Annotated in this window: 24 protein-coding genes; 14 read left to right on the top strand and 10 right to left on the bottom strand. The window is 64.9% G+C overall.

Going from position 1 to position 23,840, the window contains the following annotated elements:
• Positions 1 to 19: 19 nt before the first annotated feature.
• Entirely contained in the window at positions 20 to 616 is a 597-nt protein-coding gene (locus tag IIB36_05165; protein ID MCH7531140.1) for a hemolysin III family protein, read from the bottom strand.
• Between the two features lie 72 nt (positions 617 to 688).
• The gene (locus IIB36_05160) at positions 689 to 1,522 is read right to left on the bottom strand and encodes a hypothetical protein (GenBank protein MCH7531139.1); all 834 of its coding nucleotides are present in this window, start codon (positions 1,520 to 1,522) and stop codon (positions 689 to 691) included.
• Positions 1,523 to 1,565: 43 nt separating this feature from the next.
• Between IIB36_05160 and IIB36_05155 the strand changes: the two genes are divergently transcribed.
• On the top strand, positions 1,566 to 3,236 hold the full coding sequence (locus tag IIB36_05155) for a hypothetical protein (GenBank protein ID MCH7531138.1): 1,671 nt from the start codon (positions 1,566 to 1,568) through the stop codon (positions 3,234 to 3,236).
• 19 nt (positions 3,237 to 3,255) lie between these two features.
• Here IIB36_05155 and IIB36_05150 read toward each other — a convergent pair whose 3' ends face one another.
• Both IIB36_05150 and IIB36_05145 read right to left on the bottom strand, forming a co-directional pair.
• Positions 3,256 to 4,332, bottom strand: coding sequence for a DUF3179 domain-containing protein (locus IIB36_05150; GenBank protein MCH7531137.1), 1,077 nt, complete (start codon positions 4,330 to 4,332; stop codon positions 3,256 to 3,258).
• A 92-nt stretch (positions 4,333 to 4,424) separates the two neighbouring features.
• A complete protein-coding gene (locus IIB36_05145) occupies positions 4,425 to 5,549 on the bottom strand; it encodes a DUF3179 domain-containing protein (protein MCH7531136.1) in 1,125 nt (374 codons plus the stop codon).
• 424 nt (positions 5,550 to 5,973) lie between these two features.
• Between IIB36_05145 and IIB36_05140 the strand changes: the two genes are divergently transcribed.
• The 6 genes from IIB36_05140 to IIB36_05115 all read left to right on the top strand — a co-directional run bounded on the left by IIB36_05140 (position 5,974) and on the right by IIB36_05115 (position 10,473).
• Positions 5,974 to 6,435, top strand: a complete 462-nt coding sequence (locus IIB36_05140) for a hypothetical protein (GenBank protein MCH7531135.1) — start codon at positions 5,974 to 5,976, stop codon at positions 6,433 to 6,435.
• Positions 6,432 to 6,830: a prepilin-type N-terminal cleavage/methylation domain-containing protein gene (locus IIB36_05135; GenBank protein ID MCH7531134.1), complete on the top strand. Its 399-nt coding sequence runs from the start codon at positions 6,432 to 6,434 to the stop codon at positions 6,828 to 6,830. Before IIB36_05140 ends, IIB36_05135 begins: the two co-directional genes overlap by 4 nt.
• The gene (locus IIB36_05130) at positions 6,827 to 7,636 is read left to right on the top strand and encodes a prepilin-type N-terminal cleavage/methylation domain-containing protein (GenBank protein MCH7531133.1); all 810 of its coding nucleotides are present in this window, start codon (positions 6,827 to 6,829) and stop codon (positions 7,634 to 7,636) included. The genes IIB36_05135 and IIB36_05130 overlap by 4 nt, the downstream gene beginning before the upstream one ends.
• Before the next feature lie 27 nt (positions 7,637 to 7,663).
• Positions 7,664 to 8,806 (top strand): hypothetical protein, encoded by a 1,143-nt coding sequence (locus IIB36_05125; GenBank protein ID MCH7531132.1) that lies wholly within the window; start codon positions 7,664 to 7,666, stop codon positions 8,804 to 8,806.
• A gap of 199 nt (positions 8,807 to 9,005) precedes the next feature.
• Positions 9,006 to 9,260, top strand: a complete 255-nt coding sequence (locus IIB36_05120; GenBank protein MCH7531131.1) for a hypothetical protein — start codon at positions 9,006 to 9,008, stop codon at positions 9,258 to 9,260.
• Positions 9,261 to 9,534: 274 nt separating this feature from the next.
• Positions 9,535 to 10,473, top strand: coding sequence for an alpha-L-glutamate ligase (locus IIB36_05115; protein MCH7531130.1), 939 nt, complete (start codon positions 9,535 to 9,537; stop codon positions 10,471 to 10,473).
• Positions 10,474 to 10,513: 40 nt separating this feature from the next.
• On the opposite strand, the gene IIB36_05110 is transcribed toward IIB36_05115, so the two are convergent.
• The 6 genes from IIB36_05110 to IIB36_05085 all read right to left on the bottom strand — a co-directional run bounded on the left by IIB36_05110 (position 10,514) and on the right by IIB36_05085 (position 14,981).
• On the bottom strand, positions 10,514 to 10,717 hold the full coding sequence (locus IIB36_05110) for a hypothetical protein (protein MCH7531129.1): 204 nt from the start codon (positions 10,715 to 10,717) through the stop codon (positions 10,514 to 10,516).
• Between the two features lie 185 nt (positions 10,718 to 10,902).
• Positions 10,903 to 11,337, bottom strand: coding sequence for a hypothetical protein (locus IIB36_05105; protein MCH7531128.1), 435 nt, complete (start codon positions 11,335 to 11,337; stop codon positions 10,903 to 10,905).
• A 132-nt stretch (positions 11,338 to 11,469) separates the two neighbouring features.
• Positions 11,470 to 12,315 (bottom strand): hypothetical protein, encoded by an 846-nt coding sequence (locus tag IIB36_05100; protein ID MCH7531127.1) that lies wholly within the window; start codon positions 12,313 to 12,315, stop codon positions 11,470 to 11,472.
• Positions 12,316 to 12,369: 54 nt separating this feature from the next.
• On the bottom strand, positions 12,370 to 13,137 hold the full coding sequence (locus IIB36_05095) for an NADPH-dependent F420 reductase (GenBank protein MCH7531126.1): 768 nt from the start codon (positions 13,135 to 13,137) through the stop codon (positions 12,370 to 12,372).
• A gap of 234 nt (positions 13,138 to 13,371) precedes the next feature.
• Positions 13,372 to 13,905 carry a GNAT family N-acetyltransferase gene (locus tag IIB36_05090; protein ID MCH7531125.1) on the bottom strand — a complete coding sequence of 178 codons (534 nt, stop codon included), beginning with the start codon at positions 13,903 to 13,905 and terminating at the stop codon, positions 13,372 to 13,374.
• Between the two features lie 56 nt (positions 13,906 to 13,961).
• Positions 13,962 to 14,981: a calcium/sodium antiporter gene (locus tag IIB36_05085; GenBank protein MCH7531124.1), complete on the bottom strand. Its 1,020-nt coding sequence runs from the start codon at positions 14,979 to 14,981 to the stop codon at positions 13,962 to 13,964.
• Between the two features lie 121 nt (positions 14,982 to 15,102).
• Here IIB36_05085 and IIB36_05080 point away from each other — a divergent pair, with 121 nt between their 5' ends.
• The 7 genes from IIB36_05080 (at position 15,103) to IIB36_05050 (ending at position 23,836) form a co-directional block, all read left to right on the top strand.
• Positions 15,103 to 15,423: a winged helix-turn-helix domain-containing protein gene (locus IIB36_05080; GenBank protein ID MCH7531123.1), complete on the top strand. Its 321-nt coding sequence runs from the start codon at positions 15,103 to 15,105 to the stop codon at positions 15,421 to 15,423.
• A gap of 87 nt (positions 15,424 to 15,510) precedes the next feature.
• A complete protein-coding gene (locus IIB36_05075) occupies positions 15,511 to 17,601 on the top strand; it encodes an amino acid permease (protein ID MCH7531122.1) in 2,091 nt (696 codons plus the stop codon).
• Positions 17,602 to 17,812: 211 nt separating this feature from the next.
• On the top strand, positions 17,813 to 18,397 hold the full coding sequence (locus tag IIB36_05070) for a sigma-70 family RNA polymerase sigma factor (protein ID MCH7531121.1): 585 nt from the start codon (positions 17,813 to 17,815) through the stop codon (positions 18,395 to 18,397).
• Positions 18,387 to 18,743, top strand: coding sequence for a hypothetical protein (locus IIB36_05065; GenBank protein MCH7531120.1), 357 nt, complete (start codon positions 18,387 to 18,389; stop codon positions 18,741 to 18,743). Before IIB36_05070 ends, IIB36_05065 begins: the two co-directional genes overlap by 11 nt.
• Before the next feature lies 1 nt (position 18,744).
• Complete coding sequence (locus tag IIB36_05060) at positions 18,745 to 19,140, top strand: hypothetical protein (protein ID MCH7531119.1); 396 nt, start codon at positions 18,745 to 18,747, stop codon at positions 19,138 to 19,140.
• A gap of 26 nt (positions 19,141 to 19,166) precedes the next feature.
• Positions 19,167 to 21,578: an ABC transporter permease gene (locus IIB36_05055; GenBank protein ID MCH7531118.1), complete on the top strand. Its 2,412-nt coding sequence runs from the start codon at positions 19,167 to 19,169 to the stop codon at positions 21,576 to 21,578.
• Positions 21,575 to 23,836: a 4Fe-4S binding protein gene (locus tag IIB36_05050; protein ID MCH7531117.1), complete on the top strand. Its 2,262-nt coding sequence runs from the start codon at positions 21,575 to 21,577 to the stop codon at positions 23,834 to 23,836. Before IIB36_05055 ends, IIB36_05050 begins: the two co-directional genes overlap by 4 nt.
• Positions 23,837 to 23,840 lie beyond the last annotated feature (4 nt).

Genomic DNA, 23,840 nt, shown 5'->3' with positions numbered 1-23,840 from the left:
AGCCCCGAGGGCGCGCTCGTCAGGCGCCCACCATCTGCAGTGCCACCGCGATGCCGTGGGAGACGCTACCCGCCAGCACGAAGACATGCCAGATGGCGTGGGCGTAGGGGATGCGGCGGTTGTGGTAGAAGAACGTGCCCGAGGTGTATGCCACGCCTCCCGCGAAGAGCCAGGCCAGCGTTAGGGGGGATAGCGCCCGGATGGTGGGGGCGGCGGCGATGACGATGAGCCATCCCATCGCGATGTAGAGCGCCGTCGATACCTTCGGGAAGCGCCCGGTCCAGAAGAGCTTGAAGACCACACCTGCCGCGGCCAGCCCCCAGATGACGCCGAACAGGCTCCACCCCCAGGCGCCTCGGAGGCCCACGAGCGTGAAGGGCGTGTACGTGCCCGCGATGAGGACGTAGATGGCACAGTGGTCGAGCACCTTGAGGCGCACCTTGGTGGTCGGTCTGCGGGTCGCGTGGTAGAGCGTGGATGCCGTGTAGAGCAGGATGAGCGAGCCCCCGAAGACTGATGCTCCCACAACGGCCGCGGTGCCGGCGGCTGCCGCCAGGCTGACGAGCACTGCCGTTCCGGCGGCACTGGCGAGGATGCCTGCGCCATGCGTGAGCATGTTGGCGAGCTCCTCTCGGGGGGTGTAAGCTCGGGCGGTTACGCGCCGAGATTCTCCGTCGCGCTGGATGTCCTATCTCCCGAGGAAAAAGGCCGACGCGGCAACGAGGATCAGCGCAACCAGCATGAGGCTTGGCCACCGGTTCTGTAGGAAGACGAGGGCGTGCGTGTCCCACCCCGCCCACGAATTACCCTCGATATGGTGAACGAGTGCCTCGTCGGCGCTGCCGTGGCCATACTCACCGGAAGTGAGGAGCCGCACAGCCGTGGCTGCGTCGAGCCTCGCGAAGACACGCGACAGATGCAAAGAGCCGGTGCCGCACATGATCTGGAAGTGGCGAGGCACCCACGGCCTTCCCCAACGACGATGCGAGACCGCAAGCTCATCCAGAAGACTGTGGAATAGGGGATGGTGTGCGGCAGCCGCCATGAGGTCGTTCGACACGCCGAGCGGTTCCGTGGGTGCGAGCAGTAGGTCGGCGTCGGCGACGCGGTTGAAGCTGCTCACGCATCGGATGTCCAGATCGGCGTACACGCCGCCGAACTCGTGGAGGATGAGGTACCGGGCTGCATCCGCACGCTGCACCCAATGTGGGTAGCTGCGATAGAGGGTGTGAAGGTCGGGCCGGCTGGAAGCGAAAAGCCGGTCGACGTCCGCAGCGTCCCACAGCCGATACTCCCAGTCCGGATGGTGGTCGCGCCACGTGGCGGCCGCCTCGCGGAACGCTGTAGGTGGCGACGGGTCGCCTGATTCCCCCAGCCAAATCTGGTGAATCACGCGTGGGATCACGCCTCCGCCTCCGACTGAGCAATAAAGGTCACGTTGATCAGGAAGCCCTGAAGGAAGTAGTTGCGACCCAAGGTACACGGTGCCCGTCCACTGTTCACCTTGCGCCCCATGGCTCATCATTGTGTTCGCGAAAGTCGGACGAAACAAAGGCGCAGACCACGTGACCGCCACCTCACCTTCGGCAAGGCATCGATCTCTAGCTGCCTCCCCGATCCACCGGGCCGTCAGCGTTCTCGTGCTACTGCTGGGTTCCGCGACCTTGAGTCCGGCCGACGCTCTGGCCCAGGGTTCCCCCTACGTCCCGAACCTCGACCCGGCGTACGCGGACCTCGACGCGCTATTCGCCTTCGGCCTGGTCGAGGTACCGTCGATGGCTCAGCGTCCGTATTCGCGCATGGCGTTTGCGCGTTTCGCGGCACAGGCTCGCGCTACGTTGCATGGCTCCGACGAAGGCCGAGCTCGCTTTCACGAGGCGCTCGGCCGTCTCGAGGCGCGTTTCGCGCACGAGATGACGTTGCTGTGCGAAACGACGGACGATGTGTGTGGCCGCGCCGACGCCGGCTTCTCGGCAAGGTCCGCGGCGTTCGCTCTGACGTCGGCGGACAGTCCAAGTCGGCCAATCCGGGTGAGCTACGACGAGGGCTTCATCGAAGGCGACGTCAACCCGCTGCTAGAACGCAATCAGGGACGGATCCTCGCCGACGGATGGACGGTGGCGGGGGAGGCGACCGCCGATATCCAGCTCACTCCCCGAGTGGCGGTCCAGCTCCGACCTCGCGTGTGGCATTCTCGCCCTACCGGTATGTCCAGCGAAGAAGGCGCGACGCTTCTGGACGCCTACGTGCGCGGTGTATTTGCCGGAATGGCTTTAGAGGTGGGTCGGAACCATGTCGCCAGCGGTCACGGCCGATTGGCCGGACCCTTGCTCTCTCACAACGCTCGCGGACTCGACATGGTGCGGGTGTCTCACGAACGCCCGGCACGACTTCCTTGGTTTCTTGGGGCTCTAGGGTCCTTCACCGGAGCGGCTTGGGTCGCAGATCTAGGCGGCGACCGACTGATACCGCACGGCAAGCTGATCGTCTTCGAGGCGAGCCTACGCCCCAGCCGGTCCGTGGAAATAGGCCTGACCCTGCTCAACAACCAGGGAGGCGAAGGCGCTCCCGGTGCGACGGTCAAGGAGCGACTCCTCGACATCTTTCTCATCAAGCCTCAGGGCGAAGAGATCTCGGACAAGGTCGTGATGGGCGACGTACGCGTCACCTTGCCCAGCAAAGGTCTGGAGTTCTACCTCGAGGGACTCTCGACCGATCTGGACGCGACAATAATCAAACACGCGGAGTCCTTCTGGTCCGACGCCGCGTGGACCGTCGGAATGAAGGTCGTGGGGCGAGGCCGCGGAGGACGTCTCGACCTTTGGCTCGAGGGTCACATCGCGGGGCTGCGTCCGCATACTCATCACCAGCTCCGCGACGGCCTTACCGTCGGCAGACGCCTGATCGGAGATCCGATGGGTCCTCTGGCTACATCGTGGCGGGGTGGCTTGGATTGGCGAGGTCGGTTCGATGTGGTGAGCTTTGCCGGCACGTGGGAGCGGTACAGCGGGGATGATTGGGCCTTTCCAACAGATGGGCTCCCCCGCAGACGAACCGCCGACAACCCTGACGAGATCCGCCTCAGGGCCACGGTCGACTGGACGCGCGAGCACGCCGGATCGGAGCTGCGCACGTCCGTCCGACTCGGGTACGAGCGTGTCACGCGCTTCAATTTCACCGACCAGAACCGGTCGAACTATCTGGCTCAGATTCAGGTGGCCTGGCTTCCGAGCTAGCGCCAAGGCCGCCGAGCCATCACTGGACGAAAGTGTCCCCATTGGGCTGGAAGTGTCGCCACGCGAACCAGAAGAGGACGAAGGCATCGCTCCGTGTGATCAGGCGCTCTCCAAGCAACGGGCCATCCGTCGCCGCCCCACCGATGGTCCAGGTGGAGCCGGTCTCCGCGTCGACCCACACACCCTCCCCGGCGACGCTGAAGGTCAGCGTTTGGCCCGCGACCCGTGCATCGAATGCGACCGCGGTCTCGCCGTCCCTTGCGTCGTAGAAAACGGCCGTGGGGATGCCGCCCACCGACTCATTGACGACGGACGTCGGTCCCATCCCGAAGAGTTCGCCGAACGGGTATCCCCGCCCGCCCTCGCCGATTCGGATGGCGAGTACACGCTCCTTGATGGGGCGCGAGCCGTCCACGCTCATCGGGTAGAGAAGTTCCGAGCTCGTAAGCCGGTCATAGGAGCCGTACGGGTAGGAGCGGTAGTTTCGAGGAATGCCGGTATTGGCCCCGACGACCTTCGTGTCCGGGTGCAGCGCCTTCCAGCGGCCCCAGCTCATTTCCTGAACGGAGCGCAGCGCGAGCGCTCGGTCGCGGAAGGCCGTACACTTCCCTTCGGCCGAGAGCTGCGGCCCGTACACGGCACCGGTGATGCGGTCGAACATCACGAGATTGTTCGCGAACAGCAGCCCGGAGACGCCCAGGTCGAGCCGGTTACCGTCGATGAAGGGATCGAAGACGATCCCCGAGCCCGTGAGCGGGCAGAAGGTGGCTGAGATCCACGTATCCCCGATGCGGTCGTTCACGATCTCGTGATGCCAGAGGATGTTGTGCGGATACGCTCGGGCCTCCCCGTTGACCACGACGCCGAGCACGCGGTCGAAGTCGAAGAGGTATTGCGCCCAGGGATCATCGGGTAAGACCATGTCCGGCAGCGTCAGCGCGGGAATCGCGTCAGGCGGCAGAGTGGAAACCAGCAGGTCCGGATCGAGGGAGCACAGCAGATTCCCGTCCAGATCGACCAAGGCCTTGTCCCCGCAACCAGCTGCGATGACCGCCGCGAGCAGAACGGGCACGAGCCCGAGTCCGGGTGTCTTCATGGTTATCCCACCTGAGATCATGCTTGCACTTGTCGACCCAATGCGTCTGAGGTGTCGTGGGGTTCCCAGTTCGGCATGGTTCGGGAAAGCCGCTACGACCCTTCCGGCCAGCTGTCCAAGCCCGACGACAGCCACACCCACGTTTCGGTCTGGAAGTCCGCCCAGGCGAACCAGAACGCCACGTACGCTTCCGGTACCGGCTCGAGCCTTTCCCCCGCCAGGGGGCCCTCGATGGCCAACCCGTCCAGGCGCCACCGTGTGCCGGTGTTGGAGTCGACGAAGCCGTCGCTCGTCACGTCGAAGCTGAGCTCCGCTCCGGCGACTTCATCGAAGAAGGAGAGCGCCGCCTCAGCGTCGCGTTCCCAAAAAACGACCCCGCCCCGCCCGGCGTGTAAAAACGGAATCGCGAGTCGCTCGCTCGTCTTGAGCTCCTCGAATGGGAAAGCGGAACCGCCCGTAAAGCTGTCGGGAATGCCGAGCACCCGCTCCTTGGGCGGACGCCTAGGATCGATCTCCATCGGAATCAAGACGTCGGGGTTGTCGATGCGCTCGTACTCGGCGTTGGGCGGCAGGGAATACGGCCGTTCGATGCCGGTGTCGCTGGACACGACCAGCGTGTTGGGATGCAGCCGCTTCCACGCATCCCAGCGGATCTCCCACGAGGCGACCATCGGGAGCGACACACGGGACCTCGCTAGAGGGCCGCACTCTGCGCGCCGGCTCATCTGCGGGAAGAAGGAGGGCTCGTCTGCGCGGTCGTACAAGACGAGGTTGTTGCGATACAAGAGACCGCTGACGCCGAACTCCGCGCCACCGACCGCCGATCGATCGAAGACCAGGCCAGTGCCCGTGAGCGGACAGTACGAGATCGAGAGCCGCGTGCTCCCCCGATTCAGGTTCACGATCTCGTGCCACTGGAGAACCTTGATCGGGAACGCCAGAGGCTCACCGTCCAGAAGCAACGCGATGACCCGGTCGTCGTCTTCGAGGTACGAGGCGTCGACGTGATCGGAAGCGACGAAGGCGGGGTCCGTCAGCGCCGGGATGGCGTCGGGAGAAGTGATGTAGCTCAGCTCGGCACGGGAGCCGATGCAGAAGACCTCTTCTTCGTCCTCCTGGGCGGGATCTGTCACCGCGAGGCCCGTAGCGTCGCACGACGCCACGGCGAGCACCGCGACGAGGCCGGGACCAACGCCCGTTAGGACAGAATTCCGCATCACCTCACTCTCCATCCCGGTGAGCACGTGTTCATCGCCCACCCAATCAGTTGGGCCCTCGGGCGGTTCCGAGGGGAGAACGCCAGCAGCGTGTGCGGCAACCTGCAACGGGTATCTACATCGGCAAAAAAGTGCCAGCCTCGAACCGCTTCCGGTCCCCGAAACGCCTGGAATAGGGCGATTCTCGTCTTTGGCACGGTTCAAGCAGTTGCGAAGACTGTCGCGTGGATTGTGATCCCCCACCGACCGGCCTCCATCTCGGGGCCGGTGTGTTAGGGGGGGCGTCAGAATAGAGGCTCTACCCAGGCACTCGGCACCGGGATTCCTGTCCTAGCACCATCCCGGACGTGACCGCAGTCGCAGTCTGGCTGCGTACATGGCACACGTCCGCCGGTTCGCGTTCTCGGACCGGCGAGGAGGAGCAGTGGGACGATTGATTCGGGGAACCGGTGGATTCTCTATGGTCGAAATGGTCGTCGTGTGCCTCATTGTCAGCGTCCTGATCGGCGCAGGCGTCAGGTCGGGAGGGGGAGTCCTGGACAAGATGGCCGTGGATTCCTCGCGCAGCGCGTTGGTAGCGCTGCACGCTCGAGCCCGAGCTCGGGCCATCGAACATGGGACCGTTACGCGGCTGTTCGTTGATCCCGCTGGCGACAGCGCGTGGGTCTCGGACGGAGCGGTGGTCGTCGAGCGCGTGGACTTCGCTACCTCCCACGGCACGGACATCGTCGCCGACGAAGTGCTCCTGCTGTGCATGGCGCCTAACGGAATCGCCGACACCGGGTGCAACTCGTTCGACTCATCGGTCACCATCGGGTTCGCGCGGGGTGGCGAGACCACGCAGCTCACGTTTCGCCCCCTCGGCCAAGTGATAGTGGGCACATGAGCGCGCGCATCACACCTGCCGACGGCCACTCCGGCGGGTTCACCCTCATCGAGGTCGTGATGGCCATCATGATCCTGACCTACGGTATGCTCGGCATGGCCGGGGTCACCCTGCATGTGGTCCGCCAGGTCCAGATCGCTGAAATGGACACGGACCGGTCCGCGGTGTTGCAGTCGGTCATAGAGCGCGTTCGCGCCGAGTCGTTCGATACGTACCAGACCGGCAGCGACACGGCCGGCGCGTACACGGTGGAGTGGCAGACGTGGGCCGAGAACTCGCGTGCGAAGGGTCTTCGTGTGGTTACGACGGGCCCCGGGCTAGTGAGCAACGGTGGCCCCGTGATGATCGCGGCGGACGCGACGGATACCGTCGAGTACCGACTGGTGCGACGATGAACGCAGCGAATCAGCGCGGGTTCAGTCTGATTGAGCTAACCATCGTCGTGGTGCTGGGGATGCTCGTGCTGGCTGCGGTGCACAACGTCCTGACCACCAATCTGCGGGCGTACACCATCCTGAACTCGAAGGTGCGCTCGCAGCAGACCATCCGCGGCGGTTCCCAGATCCTGTTCGCCGCGCTCCGCGAAGTTAGCCCGCGGGGCGGCGACCTCATTCGTATCGCCGCCGACTCGATGACCGTGCGCAGCTCGTCGGCCTTCGGAATCGTATGCGGAGCGGTCACTTCGGCTGAGATGACCGTGATGCGATACGGCCGCTGGATCGGCGTTGGCGACTCGGTCTTTGTGCTCGCGGACAACGATCCCGGGAAGGCTTCGGACGACGTGTGGCATGCGGCCTTGGTCGGCACGGTGGACACCACTGTCACATGCGGGGGCGGGGATGAGGCCCAGAAGATCACACTGCCAGGCATGGAGGCGGCGTTGGCGGCCGACTCGGTGCTCCCGGGAGCGCCCGTGAGGGTGTATCAGCACTATACGTACTCCCTCGCGTCGCTGGACGGGAGCTGGTACCTGGCGCGAAGCGCTCCGTCCGGAGAGGCCGAGCCCTTGGTGGGCCCTCTCAGGTCGCCCGGCGAAGGCGGGCTGCGGATCGAGTATCTGGACTCGTTGGGGGCGACCACCACGATCCCGGCCGACGTGGCGCAGTTCCGGATCACGCTCAGATCGGCTCCGGGAGCAGCGCGTCCGGGCGGAGAGCCGCTCTCGGACACCATCGTGACCCGCGTGTACGCCAGAAACTGACCGGTCCGACCGGTTGGAGGGATAGAGATGAACATGCAGGACGAGCGCGGCTTCGCGCTTCCAATGGCCATCTTCGGCATGCTCATCGCGGCGGTGATCATCACGGGCGCCACATTCCTCGGTCGCCAGGAGCTCCGGGTGGCGATCGCGAACAGCAATGGCATCCTTGCGCTCTATCTGGCCGAGCGCGGTCTCGCCAACACGATGGTCGACTGGGACGCGGTGGTGCTATCCACTCTTCCGCTCTGGGGCGACACCACTCTCACCGACACGCTGGACACAGGTGTCGTGTCGACCGAGGTCACGCGCGTCGGCTCGCGGATCTACGTCTTGGAGGCCACGAGCACGGTGACTAAAGGGGGGGAGGTTCTTTCCGGTGCGAGCAGGCGAGTGGGATTGGTCGTTCGGCTCTTCACCGCGGATATCGATCCCCCGGCGGCGTTGACCACGCGAGGAATCACCTCAGTCGGGGGGACAGCCGAAGTCCACGGTGAGGACGTGGACCCCGCCGAATGGGGCGGGCTCTGCTCCTTCCCGGCCGAGAACAAGCCTGGCGTGCTCACCGACGACGCCGAGAACGTGACGACCTCGGGCCAGGGCGAGCTCACTGGTAACCCCGCACTCGAGGAGGACACGACGATCTCGAACAGTACGTTCACGCAGTTTGGAGAGATGAGCTGGGACGACTTGGTCGCACTGGCGGATCTGAGCCTGCCCGCTGGCACCATCAATGGCACGGGACCCGCTGTCGTGAGCGGCCAGTGCTCGACGAGCGTCCTGACGAATTGGGGTGATCCACTCAATCCGACGGCCCCCTGCGGGAGCTACTTCCCCCTCATCTACGTCAACGGCGACGCCCTCATCCAGTCCGGGGGAGTCGGGCAAGGGGTGCTGCTCGTCGAGGGTGATCTCGACCTGCGCGGTGGTTTCGTCTTCTACGGAGCCATCATCGTTCAGGGCAACTTCGACACACAGGGAAACGGGAATCGCGTGTTCGGTGGCGTGCTCGCCGGCAACGCGAACTTCGAGAGCCAGAGCGTGACCGGTGGCTCCGTGATTCAAAACTCGACCTGTGCGGTCTCCCGGGCGATCCTCAACAGCAGCTCGCTGAACAGGCCGCGCCCGCTGGGGATCCGGAGCTGGGTCGACTTGTCTTCGGCGATGAACTAGCGCGACGGTCGAGGTCCATCGCCCGCCGGAGGTCGACGGGACCGGCGCTGAGCCGAAGAGGTTGTCGATCGACCCAATGTCGTCGAGTATTGAGCGTTTCTTGCGCGTAGCGCGTACTCGGTAGGATGTTGGCTTCGGAGAATCTTCCGACACCGAGGCATCCGTGGAGGGTGCCGCATCCTCAGAGAGGACCCCGACAGTGGGCCTATTCGAATTCGTCATCGCGTTGGTCCTGATATCGACGCTCGGCAGGGTGTTGAGCCGTCGTTCCCCACGGCGGCAGCCGCAAGCGGAGCTACCCCCTGGCCAGCGTGCGGAACTCGACGGTATTCGTGACGCCATGCACGATTTGAGTGGCCGCCTTCAGCGCCTGGAGGAAGAGCGGGACTTTTACAAGGATCTGCTCGAGGCGCCGGGGGGGCGTCGTGAGATCTCGCCACCCGAAGGGGAGTGAGCGTCGTGGCCTTCCGACGCCATCCACGCACCGCGCATGGTCGAGCGGATGACGGCCGTTTGGCCTTGCCAGCAACGCCGGAGACGGCTAGACATTCCCCCATGATCAGCCAAGCCATCGACCGAGATTTCAATGACCACGCCGGCTGCGCGTGTTGTTGTTGTCGCCCCCCGGGCCGAGGCGTGCTGACCTAAGCACCGACTCCTGTCGGTTACGTCGCCCGCCTGGCTCTGCCCGGCGGGTTTTTTTACGTCCGTCAACGAAATGGAAGGCCATGACCCTCCACGTGATATATGAGAACCCGGCTTGGTTGCCTCCGCTCGAGGCGGCGCTGGAACGACAGGGTGTGCCCTACGCGCTCCACTTCACCGACGGTGGAGTCTTCGACCTGTCGAGCCCGCCTCCGCAGGGGGTATTCCTCAACCGGATGAGCCCGTCATCACACACGCGGGGCAACCAGGGCGGGGTACGCTTCCTTGGCGAGTACCTCGGCCACCTGGAGGCGTACGGCAGGGGAGTGCTCAACGGCAGCCGGGCCTTTGCGCTCGAGATGAGCAAGATCCGTCAGGACCGAGCTCTGCGCGCGTTCCGCATCCGCACACCACGAACCGTCGCGGTCGTCGGTCCCGCCAAGTTGAAGGCGGCTGCCCGGGAGATGGAGCTGCCCTTCATCACCAAGCACAACCAGGGAGGGAAGGGGCTCGGCGTGCGGCTCTTCCGTGACCTCGACAGCTTCGACGCCTATGTCGACGGCGCCGACTTCGTCGCGGGTCCGGACGACGTGACGCTGCTGCAGCAGTACATCGAGCCGGCGGAGCCGTTCATCACTCGCGTGGAGATCGTGGGGGGCGTCTTCCAGTACGCTATCCGCTCGAGCACCGAGGACGGCTTCGAGCTCTGCCCGGCCGTCGAGTGTGGGCCCGAGGACGCGCTCTGCCCTGCGGAGGGGAACGGCAAGTTCTCACTTCGCGAGGATTTGACGGCGGACGACCCGCTGATTCGCCGCTACGTCGATCTCATGGGAGCGCTCCAAATCGATATCGCCGGCATCGAGTTCGTCGAGGACCGAAACGGCGTGCGCTACACCTACGACATCAACGGGACCACCAACTACAACCAGGAGGTGGAGGAGCGCCACGGCCTCGATGGAATGGCCGCGATCGCTCGGCTGGCGGCGAGGACATTGGCGGGGGCTGCTGCCACGGCGGCCTGAGAGACTGAGCTGAGCGGGATTCACGCCTTCGGGGCCTGATCTACATCGGCGGTGGGGTTTCGCCGGTCTCCTCCGCCGTTTCTTCCGGGGCCTTTGACTCGGGCGCCGGTGCCGCAGCCACATCCGGCGCGCCCGGACACCATTCAGTGTGTGCGCCCTTCGTCATCCCGCACTGCATGCAGCGATCCGTCGCGACGTCCTTGCGGTCACCGGAGCGTCCGAACAGTCCTCCGAGGAAACCCATGGTTACCTCCTGCCGAGGGATACTGCGAGGACCCAGTCTTGGGGTGAGTATATTATGGGACCTCAAGCGACGAGATGCGAAGATTGGGGCTGTGTGGCTCCGCCGACCCCTCACACCATGGACGTCTCAGATGGCTGACTATACACGACACGCCGACGCTTTTTCGAGACCACCCCAGTATCTAGCTATCTGCCCCGCCGAGTGACCACTCGGATGATGCCGCCCGGGTAACCCGTACCGTATTGGATCGTGGCGTCTCTCATGTCGAGGAACTCGATCCGTTCGACCTCCGCGACCGAGATCCCGGTCAGAGATGCGATGTCTCCCCAGGACGTCTGATCCATGAAGACCACGGGGAGGGCCGGGCCGCCACCGGGGGTGCCCTGGCTGCGAGAAGCCCGGAGCCAGCGCGGCCGGAGTTGCTCGATGATGTTGTAGGCAGTGCCAACGGCGTTGGGAAGGTCAGCGATCTGCTCGGCCGTGATTTCGTTGCGCGGCCCACTCCGCCGACCCGTTCCCGCTGTTCCGGTCGTACTACAAGCCGAGATACCGACGAACATGCCGAGAAGCAGGACGCTCGTCGCGGCGCGAGGAACCCTCGCGACAGTAGATCGCTTCACATCGACCTCCAGCCTGGAGTGACCTGGGCTCACCCGGCCCGTCCCGCCAGTCTATCGCTTGGCGACCGGCGGGAACACCCACCGACCGATGGCGTGCCAACCGAGGCACGACATCAGAGCGCCGTGCCTACCTCAGAGCGGCCAACGGCTGAAATACCCGAGGACCAAGGACGTACCAGCGGGCAAGTTCTTCCCGGCCAACGCGATTCTCGCTCCTGCACTCAAAGTGCCCGAAGCGACCCCGTAGGAGATCTTCGGAGTGACGAGGAGCATGGAGCGCTCCGCGTTCGGTAGGGGAACGCCTTCGATCACAGGGGTCGTGACGCTCTCCATGCCTTCGACGATGAGCTGGAAGCCAAGCCTCCCGCGGTTTGCTCCGGCTTGTGCCAGGAAAAACCCCTCATCGCCGAAGTCTCGCCGCGCCTCGACATTGGTTTCCCGCCACCGGTACCCCACCCACCCGCTCACGTAGGCCGGGAAAGGGTAGAAGGAGTGCCCGATCTCGGTCATGAGCTGCCAGTCCGTCTGCCCGTCACCGAGTGGGATGACGTCGGAACTCACAGCGAAATCTCCCACGGGCACCTTCACACCAGCGCGCACGGCTAGCGGAAAGTCTGAACCGAGATAGAGGAGGGGTTGAACGCGAAGGTAGAGATTGCTGTCCCCGATCCCGGTACGGACGAGGTCGTCGCCCGCGTCCTTATAGTCGAGCCGCTGGTACGGGACCTGCAGCCATCCGTCCACGCCCGGCAGGATCCCAGCGGCCACCGTGAGAAATGCGGAGGTGCTCACCGCGTGCCCGTCCGCGAAGAAGTCGATCACGCTGCCATCGATGTCGAAGATCCGCCGGGTGTCCAGGTGGTAGACCGTGAGATCAGCCCATCCCTGACCGGGCGTCTCGACCCACTGGGCTTCGGCGGAGGCCGCGAGCGCCGCGAGAGCTACCGCGAGCCATGCACTAGCGCGCCCGGGACTCACTTCAGGCCACGCTGATCTTGCGCTCGAAGAGCTGAGGCAGGCCGGTCTGTCACACTATCTGAGGCCCATGGCCTCCCGGAGCTGGGCCGCGGTCATTCCCCTCACGTAGACCGGTGTACCCCGGTCGAACTCTCTCGCCCGGGAGAGGGCCCCGACCACGACCGGGTCGAAGCCGGCGTCCACGACGAGGTCCACCACCGTCTGGATCGCGTCCTGGTCGTCGGCCGCGATCGGGATCCCGATCTTCTCACCCTCACGATGAGCTTCCCGCTCGACCTGCCTCGCGCTGAGCGCGTTGAACGCGCGCACCAGACGGACACCCGGCAGGTACTCGGCGGAGGCGACCCCGGTTCCCCGAGCGATCGCGTCGTCTGCCATCGGTCCGTCGCGGTCCGCACGGGGGTTCCCGCAGTCGATGACGACCTTACCCTGCATCAAAGGCGCGTAGTCCTGGCCCACCTGGGGGAGGGCGCCGTACGGCACCGCGATGAGCACGGCTTCCCCGAACGTGGCGGCCTCCTGTGGGAGGCCGGCGCGAGCCCCGGAGCCGGCTCTCTCGACGAGCTCCGTGAGCTCCTCGGGATGGCGGGAGGAAAAGAGAATCTCGTGTCCCGCCCGCGCCCACTGCAGGCCGACCGCCCCTCCCATCTGTCCGGACCCGATGATCCCGATCCTCAACGCACCCCGTGGCACTCCGGCTGCCCATAGCCCCCGTGGTAGGAGGCCCGGGGCAAGAACCAAACCGGCCGCCGTCGCGCCCGCCCTGACAAGAAAGGCCCGTCGCGACTGGGTTCTCCGGTCCTTCGCTCCGTGTCGCGTCATCTCTCACCTCCGCGCTGATTTCACCCCGTTGGGCCATCGAGTGCTGAGCACCGTATCCGTCAGCGGTCGGACGGACAAGTCGAGCGGCCGGCCCCATGTACCGCGAGAACGGCGCTCGAAGAGCTGGTTGCTCTTCCAACCGGTCTAGAACCGGTAGGTGTAGTTCGCCTTGGTAGACGCACCGCGTGACCGCGTGTTCAGAGTGCGGGCGTCGGGCCCGGGTGTGCAGAAGAATCAGAAGGTGCTCGCTGAACTCGACACCGTTGAGAACGGTTCCGTTGGTGCCCCCCCTGGACCAATGAGGACCGACGATACCTCGATCTGCCGCTCCGGTACTGACCAGTACCGCTCGAGCAGGCACCGGGCCTTGTCGGGAGACGTCGCGGTAAAGCCGTGCCGCTCGTAGAAGCGGATAGCCCAGATCGCGTTGCTCCACGTGCCGACGAGGACCGGCCGGGAGGTCCCCGAGAGAACGTGGGTCAGCAGGGCGTGGCCGATTCCTCGAGCCTGATGCTCCGGCCGCACATAAGCGTGCCGAATCAGCGTCACGTCCTGAACGTCCTGTGAACCCATCACGCCGATCAACTCACCCTGCTCTTGGTACCCCACGAACGACACCCCGTCGTCGATCTCAGATCGGAGTTCCTCGAAGGACATGTAAGGCTCGTGCCAAAAGTCGGTCGGGATCACTCCCTCGTAGGCACGAGCGGCGGCGTTGATGACTCCGCAGATCTGCCGAGCGTCAGCATCCGCACATCGTGAGATCATGACTGCTGCTCACCGCGCGGTCGGGCCCCCACTCGGTAGTTGAGCTTGGGCATCTCTCAGGCTCTCCAGGCCAGATCCAGGATCCAGCGGACGGAGGCCAAGGCGATGAGAAGGAGCCCTTCCCTCCGCGACAGTCTCCAGCCTGTCCGCATGAAGAGGAGCGTGATCAGAACCATCACGCAGAGCCCGGCAAGAGAAGCCGTTGCGGCCGGCTCAACCTCCACCGTGCGGATCATCCCCGTGAGCCCGAGCACTCCCAGGACATTGAAGATATCGCTACCGATGATGTTCCCCAGGCTGATTCCGTAGCGCCCCTTCACTACAGCGGCCAGCGAAGTCGCGAACTCGGGAAGGGAGGTTCCCGCGGCGATGATGGTGACGCCGATCACCCAATCGCTGAGACCCAGTGACGTGGCTAATGACGTTCCTCCGTAGATGAGCATCTGGGCCGCGACCACGATCATCAGAAGGCTTCCCGCAAGGCGGACTAGATCGATTGCAACAGGCCGAAGTGAATCGCCGCGGGAAGTCTGTTCGCCAACGAGTGGGGGGCTGCCCTCGAGAAACCGACGTCGACTCGGCACGAGATACCACAGGTATAGGATGAGAGCAGCGAACAGGACGAGGCCCTCGCCACGATCGAGGCTGAGGTCCATCCCGACGAAGGCGAAGAGCGCGATCGTGGCCACCGCCAAGACCGACCCATCCCGCCAGACGATGAGCGGGTCCGTTTGGAGCGGCTTGATCAGCGCGACGCTCCCAAGGATAAACCCGAGGTTGAATATGTTCGATCCAACGACGTTGCCTATCGATATGCTCCCGCGGCCCTCGAACGCAGCCATGAGCGTCACGGAGAACTCGGGTGCGGACGTGCCGGCAGCGACCACGGTGAGACCGACCAGACTCCCGGAAATCCCCAGGTCCCGCGCGACTCGCATAGCGGATTCCACGGTCCAGTGAGCGCTCACGGCAACCAGCCCAGATGCTGCGACCACGAGCAGGATCGAAGCCCACAAGGGCAATGGAGTCCCGCCCAACTGGAGTAGGTCACCCACGATCGGGCCTCCCAAGGCCATTGCTACTTGCGCAGAAACGATGGCGTGTTATACGTAATATGTAACAGGATTCAGATTTCGTAAATTGCGTTTCCGCTATTCCGGATCCTGATTGGCTCGATGATACGGAGAGATCAGCCGTATGAGTGCAATCGGTGTCGGCCGTGAGTCGGGCAGCCCAGGATGGACCTTCCTCACGAACCACTTCCACGTCCTGATCTGCATCGCCGAGGACCGGTCGGCGCGCTCGCGCGATATCGCCGCCCGGGTGGGCCTCACCGAGCGGGCGGTCCAACGCATCGTGACGGAGCTCTGTGACGCCGGGTACGTCACTAAGGTCCGCCAGGGCCGACGAAACCGTTATACGGTCTACCTGGATCGCCCACTGAGACACCCGGTGGAAGGTCACTGCAAGGTGTCCGAACTCCTCGAGACGGTTCGGCGTCTGCCCGTGTCGGGATGACCGCAGCGTCAGGCTCCGGTGCGCGCCAAGGTGTGACCATGAGGAGGGAAGCGTGTCCGCGCATCGACGCACGACAGGAGGACTCCGGTGAAGCCGTCATCGCTCGAGAAGCAGTTGGGGCTGTGGGACGTGTATGCCATTGCCACGGGTGCGACGCTCAGTTCGGGCTTCTTTCTCCTCCCCGGGCTCGCGGCCGCTGGGGCGGGCCCGGCGATGCCGCTCTCGTATCTGCTCGCGGCGCTGATCCTCCTACCCGGGCTGTTCAGCATGGTGGAGCTGGCGACCGCGATGCCCAGGGCAGGTGGCATCTACTATTTCCTGGACAGGAGCCTGGGTCCGCTCGTAGGGGCGATCGGCGGATTCGGAACCTGGATCGCGGTCGTCCTGAAGTGCGCGTTCGCGCTCATCGGCGTCGGCGCCTACCTGGAGCTCTTCCTCCCGGGTCTCGAGATGGGCCCGATCGCGGGAGGGTTCGCGGTGTTCTTCGGCGCGGTCAACTACTTCGGGGCAAAGAAGAGTGGGTCCTTCCAAGTGCTGCTCCTGGTTGGGCTCCTGATCCTGCTCTTGTGGTTTTGTGGCGTTGGCGTGCTTCAGCTCGAGGTGGGCCACTTCAGCGACTTCTTCGGGTCGGGTAGCACCGGAATCATCAGTACCGCAGGGCTGGTGATCGTCAGCTATATGGGGCTGACGACGGTAGCCAGTGTCGCCGAGGAGGTGAAGAATCCGGAGCGCAACCTGCCCCTGGGGATGTTCCTGGCCTTCGGCAGCGTCATCGCGATCTATGTGGTGGGAACCTCGGTGATGGTGGGCGTCGTCGGTGTGGATAGACTCGCCAGGGACGGCGGAGATCTCACACCTGTCGCGACCGTGGCCGAAAGCCTGGTGGGTCCGTGGGGCGCGGTGATCATGACGGTGGCCGCGGTGCTGGCGTTCTCATCCGTCGCGAACGCTGGGATCCTCGCCGCATCCCGCTACCCGCTCGCCATGGGGAGAGACAAGCTGCTACCCGGTCTGTTCAGCCATGTCGGTGGGCGGGGGACGCCCACGGTGGGCATCGCTGTGACGGTGGGAATGATTCTGCTGTCGGTCGTGCTTTTTGATCCCACCAGGATCGCGAAGCTGGCCAGCGCGTTTCAGATGGTGCTGTTCGCCCTTGCCTGCCTCGCAGTGATCGTGATGCGGGAGAGTCGCATCGAGTCCTACGATCCTGGCTACCGCTCCCCGCTCTACCCGGCCGTTCAGATCCTCGGCATCCTCGGTCCGTTCTGGATGATCGTGAACATGGGGCTTCTACCGACCCTCTTCACAGGCGGATTGATCACCTTCGGAGCGATGTGGTACACGTACTACGCTCGCGACAAGATCAGCCGGGAGGGTGCGATCTTCCACGTTTTCGAACGGCTGGGGCGTCAGCGATACGAGGGACTGGACCGGGAACTTCGCGAGATCATGAAGGAACGTGGGCCGCGCGAGGCCGACCCGTTCGATCAACTCCTCACCCATGCCCGTCTGCTCGATCTGGCAGGGCCCATCGACTTCGAAGAACTGGCGAACCAAGCATCCAATCAGCTGGCTTTGGATTTGCCCGTAACGGCGAGCCAACTGTACGAGGGATTCCTCCAGGGTACGCGCATGGGAGCGACCCCGGTCTCACACGGCGCTGCGCTACCGCACATGCGATCGGAGCTGCTCGACCGCTCCTACATCCTACTGGCCAGAGTGCGTGAGGGGGTTCGCTTCGAGAGCGAACCAGGTGGGGTGGAGCGTGCTTCGGAGGAAGCGATTCGAGCGGTCTTCTTTCTGGCGAGTCCGGAGGCGGATCCGGGACAGCACCTCCGGATTCTGGCGCACATTGCGCGTTGTGTGGATCAGGACAGCTTCATGCCCGAGTGGCTCGGGGCTGAGAGCGACGAGCAACTGAAGGAGGCGCTGTTCCGAAACGAGAGGATCTTCGTGATGATGCTCGGGCATGACCGGGCCGGCTCCGCTCTGATCGGCCTCCATCTGCACGAGGTGTCGCTTCCCGACGGTACGTTGATCGCGATGATCCGCCGCGGCGATGAGCTCGTCATTCCGAGAGGTGATACGGCGCTTCTCGACGGCGATCGGCTCACCGTAATCGGGCGGCCGGAGGGGATCACCGCTCTCCGTGAGCGCTACGGTGTAGCGGCGCCGTAGGCGTGTTTTCGGAGGAGTCGCCTGAATAGACAGCGCCCATGCATACCGCACACGCGGGGGGGCGGCGGCGTCTCCCACGTGATCTCTACCAGTCAACGTTTGAGCATTTCGGCGGTACTGACTATGAGCGAGGCCCCATCTACGTTGGAGGAGGACCTAGCAGCTATGGTCAGCAAGGGCCTGCGAAAGTGGCGGGCATGCGCGGGAGCTTGTGAGCCGTGATTTCGCGTCCCTTCCGGACGAAGAACTCGCTCGGCGCACCAAGGATGGAGATGCCCGGGCGTTTGATACTCTCGTGCGCAGGTACTTGCGCCCAGCGCTGGCGGTCGCGTTGGAGTTCGCCGACGCGAGGGACGATGCGGAGGATCTTGTCCAGGAGGCGTTCCACCGGGCACTCAGGCGCATGGAGGACTTCGATGAGCGCCGTTCTTTTCGATCGTGGTTTTTCACGATCCTCCGCAACCTCGGACGAAACCTGGTGGCGGGGCGGCGGCGGTGGCAGATGGGAGACTTGCCCGAGACACTCGCTGCGGAGCAGCGGAGTCCCCACGACGACGCCGAATGGAGCGAGACGTCTGAACGACTTTCCGCGGCGATCGAGGGACTGCCGAAAATGCAACGAGCGTGCCTCAGACTCTTCGACCTCGAGGGATTCAGCAATGTGGAGGTCGCGGATATGCTGGGCATAAATCCTGGGACCGTCCGTACGCATGTGCATCGTGCCCGACGGGCACTTCGCGAGATCGTGCCACGCATTGGTGGAAGCGATAGCAGGGAGGAAAACGATGAGGACTAACGGGCTCCGCGGGCTACGGTCACGACTTCCGGCAGGTGCTGCCTATTGGGATGCGCTTGCCAAGCGAATTCTCGAGAGCGCGCCGCCCCTGCTGAGTCAACGAACCGCGTGGTGGGACTATCCGGCGTGGGTGAGCAATAGTTTGCTCGTAGGCACGGTCGTGGGCGTTGTGGCAGCTGTGGCACTCTTGCCGGCTCCCACCAACAGCGCGGTGCTTCGAGCTGCCTCTGTCCTGGAGCGTGCCATCGCCCCGCGCGATGCGCTGGCGGAGCGTGTCGTCGTCGGGTCGTCGCCGCCGTCCATCGCGGACTTGCTTCCCGAGATCCTGGCTGAGGAGGGTCGCTAGCATGTCCAGTCGGCGATGGCGAGCCATGCTCACGGCGGTCTCGCTGGTCGTGCTCGGTGGAGTTCTTGGGGTCACGCTCGACCGAGTGTGGTTCCTGCCAGCTTCGATGGACGGCGATGGGCCGGCGGATGCTCAGACGGAAATGGTTACGTCCCTCCAGGCCGAGCTCGGGCTGACTCCGACGCAGGCCGACGAGATCGCGGCCATTCTTCTGCAGTATCAGGGACACGTGACGCAGAGCTGGGAGGGTATGCGGCCCGGTCTTCGAGCGGCCATGGACTCGGCCGGGGCTGCGATCGAGGCTGTTCTGGCCCCGGAGCAGCGTGAGCGGTTCAGAACCTGGATCAGAGAGCAGCATGGCCCCAATGGCAGCATGGGCCGAGGCCGGCGGCCATGAGAATCCACCGCTCTGGGAAATAGCGAGTGATACAGGACGTCCGCTTCGCACTGAGGACACTTCGCAGAAGCCCCGGCTTCACCCTGGTCGTGATGGCGACCCTAGGGCTCGGGATCGGCATCAACACCGCGATCTTCAGCCTGGTCAACGGCGTCCTTCTGCGGCCGCTACCCTACGACGAGCCCGAGCGGGTGATGACGGTGTGGGAGGCCAATCCGCAGCTCGACATTCCTCAGGCCCGGGTTGCGGCTGGCACCTACCGAGATTGGACCGAGCGCTCCGAGTCGTTTGCCGCGCTCGGCGCGTACAGTTTCGAGACGTTCATCTTGGGGGGCACGGCTGAGCCGGAGCAGATCTCGGGCGCCAGGGTGTCGCCGTCGGTATTCGACGTGGTGGGGGTGCAGCCCGCCTTGGGCCGCTCCTTCCGGGAGGAGGAGGCGACACCCGGAAACGACTTCGTGGTGATCCTGTCGAACGGGTTCTGGACTCAACGCTTCGGTGCCGATCCGGGGGTTATCGGCACTGCGATCGTGCTCGACGACGAGCCCTTCACGATCGTGGGGGTGATGCCACCACGCTTCGAGTTCCCGCCCGACGCCGACGCCGTTCGCCTCTGGAGGCCGCTGGCGATCAATGCTCAGCTCTTGGATGTCCGCGCGATGCGCGTCTACAACGTCGTGGGGCGGTTGGAATCGGGCGTGTCGGTGGACCAGGCCCGCTCCGAGATGGCCGCGATCTCCCTCGGGATCGCCGAAGAGTACCCAGAGACCAACCGTGGCTGGGGCTCCAACGTCACGCCCGCCTTGGAACAGGTAGTGGGCGACTTCACGACGCTCGTCGCGGTGCTCGCGGGTGCGGCAGCGCTCGTGCTGCTGATCGCGTGTGTGAACATCGCCAATTTGGTCCTCGCGCGGGCCTCGGTGAGCCAGCGAGAGTTCGCGATCCGGGCCACTCTGGGTGCCGGTCGTGGCAGGCTGCTTCGCAGGTCTCTCGCGGAGAGTTCCACGTTGGCGATTCTGGGCGGAGGTTTCGGGCTGCTCCTCGCCGTGCTCGGCGTCGCGCTCCTCAAGCGCGTGCTACCGCCTGACGTGCCTCGCATCGGAGAGATCGGGATCGACGCGACGGTACTCGGGTTCGCGGCGGCAGCCTCCGTCTTCGCCGGTATCTTCTTCGGCCTCTACCCGGCCATCCGCGCGATGCGGCCGCGGCTGGTCGAGGTCCTCCAAGACGCTGGGCGCGGCGGTTCCGCCAGCCGCTTCACGCGGCGCCTGCTCAACGGCATGGTCTCGGGTCAGGTGGCGCTCGCGCTCATCCTTCTACTCAGCGCGGGCGTGATGATCCGGAGCTTCTCCCGCCTCCTCCAGGTGGAGCCGGGCTTCCGGACTGAGGACGTGATGGTTGCGGTTCTCTCGCTTCCGAGCAGCGAGTTCCGAGACCGCGACAGCCAGGTCCAGTTCTGGAACGAGCTCGTAGACAGGGTGAGCGCGCTGCCCGGGGTGGAAGCGGCGGGGGCGTCGTCGGCGCTCCCTATGAGTCCGTTGGGCGCCGAGTTCGACCTTCCCATCAGCATCCTCGGGCGCGAGGCTGCCAGTTCAGCGGAGCGGCCGAGGGCCCAGTATCGATCCGTGCTACCCGGCTACTTCGAGACGATGGGGGTGCCTCTGATCCACGGGCGGTTGCTGGACCGGTTCGACCGCGAAGAGGGACGCCCGGTGATGGTGCTCAACGAGTCCGCCGAGCGGCTGCTCTTTCCCGGTGAAGACCCTATCGGTCGGATTCTGGGCGTGCCGATGGCGGGCGAGATCGAGATCATCGGCGTCGTGGGAGACGTGCGTCACAACGGCCTCGACGCACCGCCGAGCCCCGAGCTCTTCGTGGCATATCAGAACTTCCCGCTCCGGGACATGCACCTGGTGGTCCATAGCGAGGGGGACGAGGCTGAGCTCGCCCAGGCGATCCGAGCGGAGATCGCGGCGCTCGCGCCGGCTCTCCCGGTGACCCGCGTCGCGACGATGGAGGAGCTCGTTTCCGATTCGTTGGCGCAGCCTCGCTTCAACATGGCTCTCCTCTTGAGCTTCGCACTCTGTGCGCTGGTCCTGGCCACGGTCGGGATCTACGGCGTGATCTCCTATTCCGTGGTGCAGCGGACCGGAGAGATCGGGATCAGGATGGCGCTCGGATCCGATGCGCCGCGCACATTCCGCCTCGTCGTCGGTCAGACGCTCGCCTATGTGCTCGTGGGTGGCGTCCTGGGTGTGGTGGGCTCCTTCTTCGCCAGCCAGCTCATTCGTGGACTACTGTACGAGGTGAGTCCGCTGGATCCCCTGACGCTCGTCGGCGTTGCGGTCATGCTCGTCGCGACAGCCGCTGGGGCGGCCGCCATTCCAGCTCAACGGGCGACGCGCATCGACCCGATCAGCGCGCTTAGGCCCGAGTGAGCAGGAAGCGCTCCGGCAATGCCGGATCGAACGGTCCGGTTTCCCGTGTCCAGGCGAAGCCCGTACGCCAATCGCGTCCACTGTTCCTCGTGGCCTTGGCGATCCTGTCCCTGGTCGGACCGACCGGTGCCGTCTCGCAAGAGGTCACGGAGGACGAGGCGCTGCTGCTGAGGTCCGTGATGCCGGCGGCTGACAGCTTTTCCGAGAAGCGAGGTCAGCCGCCCGTCTTCAGGGCCTATGGGGAGGATCCGGAGAGCGGAGAGCGGACGCTTCTCGGATATGTCTTTCTGACGTCGGACCTACCCCCTGAGGAACGAGGCTACAGTGGGCCCATCGAGGTGCTGGTCGGGGTAGATCTACAGGGTACGCTTACCGGAGTGCGGGTAACGCGGTACCGGGAGTCGATCCAGAGCATCTACGGCGACTTCCTCAGAATCCCAGGTTTTCAGGAGCAGTTCGCGGGCAAGCACATCGCCGACCCGTTCAGAGTCTACCGGGACGTGGCCGGCATCTCCCGGGCCACCATCACGGTGGCCGCCATGTCCCGTGGCATCCGCAACGCTGCCCGCCGCGTGGTGCAAGCGTACCCTCTGCGGCCGGAGGTGGCGGCGCCCAGCGATCCGCCGAGCAGCGCTCGCTCCTCCCGCCTGGAGGACTTTGGGCGCCTCTCCTGGCCCGAGATGGTTGCCGGTGGCCTCGTCGGGCAGATCGTAGTCAGCAGTAGGGGCCTGGTCCGCCTCGAGCTCTCGTTCGCGTACATCGGTGTCGAGGCGGTGGGCAGGATCCTGCTCGGTCCGAGCCTGTTCGACGAGGTGCGGCAAGAGGCCGAAGCCAGGGCGAGGGACGACCACGTCATGCTGCTGGGGCTCGACGGCCCGTTGTTGGACTTTTTCGAGCCCCAGGCGCTGGCTATCGCACAGGGGTCCGACACTCTCTCGTTTTCGCGAGAGGACGTCGTGCTGCTCGGCGGACCTTGGGAGGGAAAGGTCGACGGCCAAGTGGAGTTCGTAGGAATCCTGTTCATCGACCGCGTGGTGGACATGACGCGCCCGTTTACGATTCTCTACGACCTGCGCCCGGGGCTGAGCCTTTTCTCCACGGAGCACTCGGTCGCGCCCAGCATGCTGGCTCTGACGCGGGAGCCTGCCGCACCCGAGGCTGACTCCGCGCCGGCGAGCTCCGCGGTGGACACAGAACCGGTGGTGCCTGACGAACTCGTCGCATCCGGCGGAACGGTAGCCGCATCCCCGGTGAGCCGGGACCCGGCGGGAGGGGCAGGAAACGCAGTCATGGTGCCCGAGCCGACGCCCACGCCTGAAGAGCGGGGGATCACGCCGGACGAGGCGCTAGCGGAACGGGACCCCGTTACGCTTGACTTCGCAGTCGTCGAAGAGGAGACGGTCCTCGCCCGGACGCTCGCCCGGACCTCCTGGAGCCGGGTGGCGGGGCTCGTCATCCTGCTCGGTCTCGTCACGAACGCTTTCTTCGCCAAGAAGGCCATGCTGCGCTGGGTCGCTCTCTCCGGCACCCTCGTGTATCTGGGCTTCATAGATGGTGGCTTTCTTTCGGTATCCCATATCACGGCCGGCATCTGGGTAGGCCCGAGCGTCTACCTCGGCGATCTGCCTTTGCTGCTGCTGCTGGTGTTCACGATCGTTACCACCCTCATATGGGGGCGGGTCTTCTGCGGATTCCTGTGCCCGTTCGGTGCCCTCCAGGACGTGATCGACCGCTTCGTGCCGCGTCGTCTCCAGCGACCCCTCCCCCAAGACATTCACGACCGGGCGCTATACGTGAAGTACGGCGTGCTGGCGATCATCGTGCTCCCCGCGCTCGCCGGGAGTCACGTGAGCCTCTACCAGTACTTCGAGCCGTTCGCGACCGTCTTCTTTCGGAGTCCCTCCCTGCTGCTGTGGGCGATCGCCGGGACGTTCCTCGCGGCTTCCGTGGTGATTCCACGGTTCTACTGCCGATACGCGTGCCCGCTCGGTGCCGCGCTCGGCGTCTTGTCGCTCATCTCGCTCAAGCGAATCCGACGCGTCGAGCAGTGCGACTTCTGCAAGGTCTGCGAACAAAAGTGTCCGACGGGGGCCATCCGGGGGTCCGAGATCGATTTCAAGGAATGCGTGCGCTGCAATGTCTGCGAGATCCAACTGATCGAGCGGTCCGGCGTCTGTCGCCATGAGATCGAGGACGTCCGGCCGCGACTGGTGCAGTTGATGGTCGGAACCCCTGCGGGGGCGGCTGATGGCCGGTAACGAG

This window comes from Gemmatimonadota bacterium (assembly GCA_022560615.1).
In the GTDB taxonomy this organism is placed as follows: domain Bacteria; phylum Gemmatimonadota; class Gemmatimonadetes; order Longimicrobiales; family Gaopeijiaceae; genus UBA1138.
Note: the sequence above shows the minus strand (reverse complement) of the source record. Positions and strands in the feature narration are given on the sequence as shown.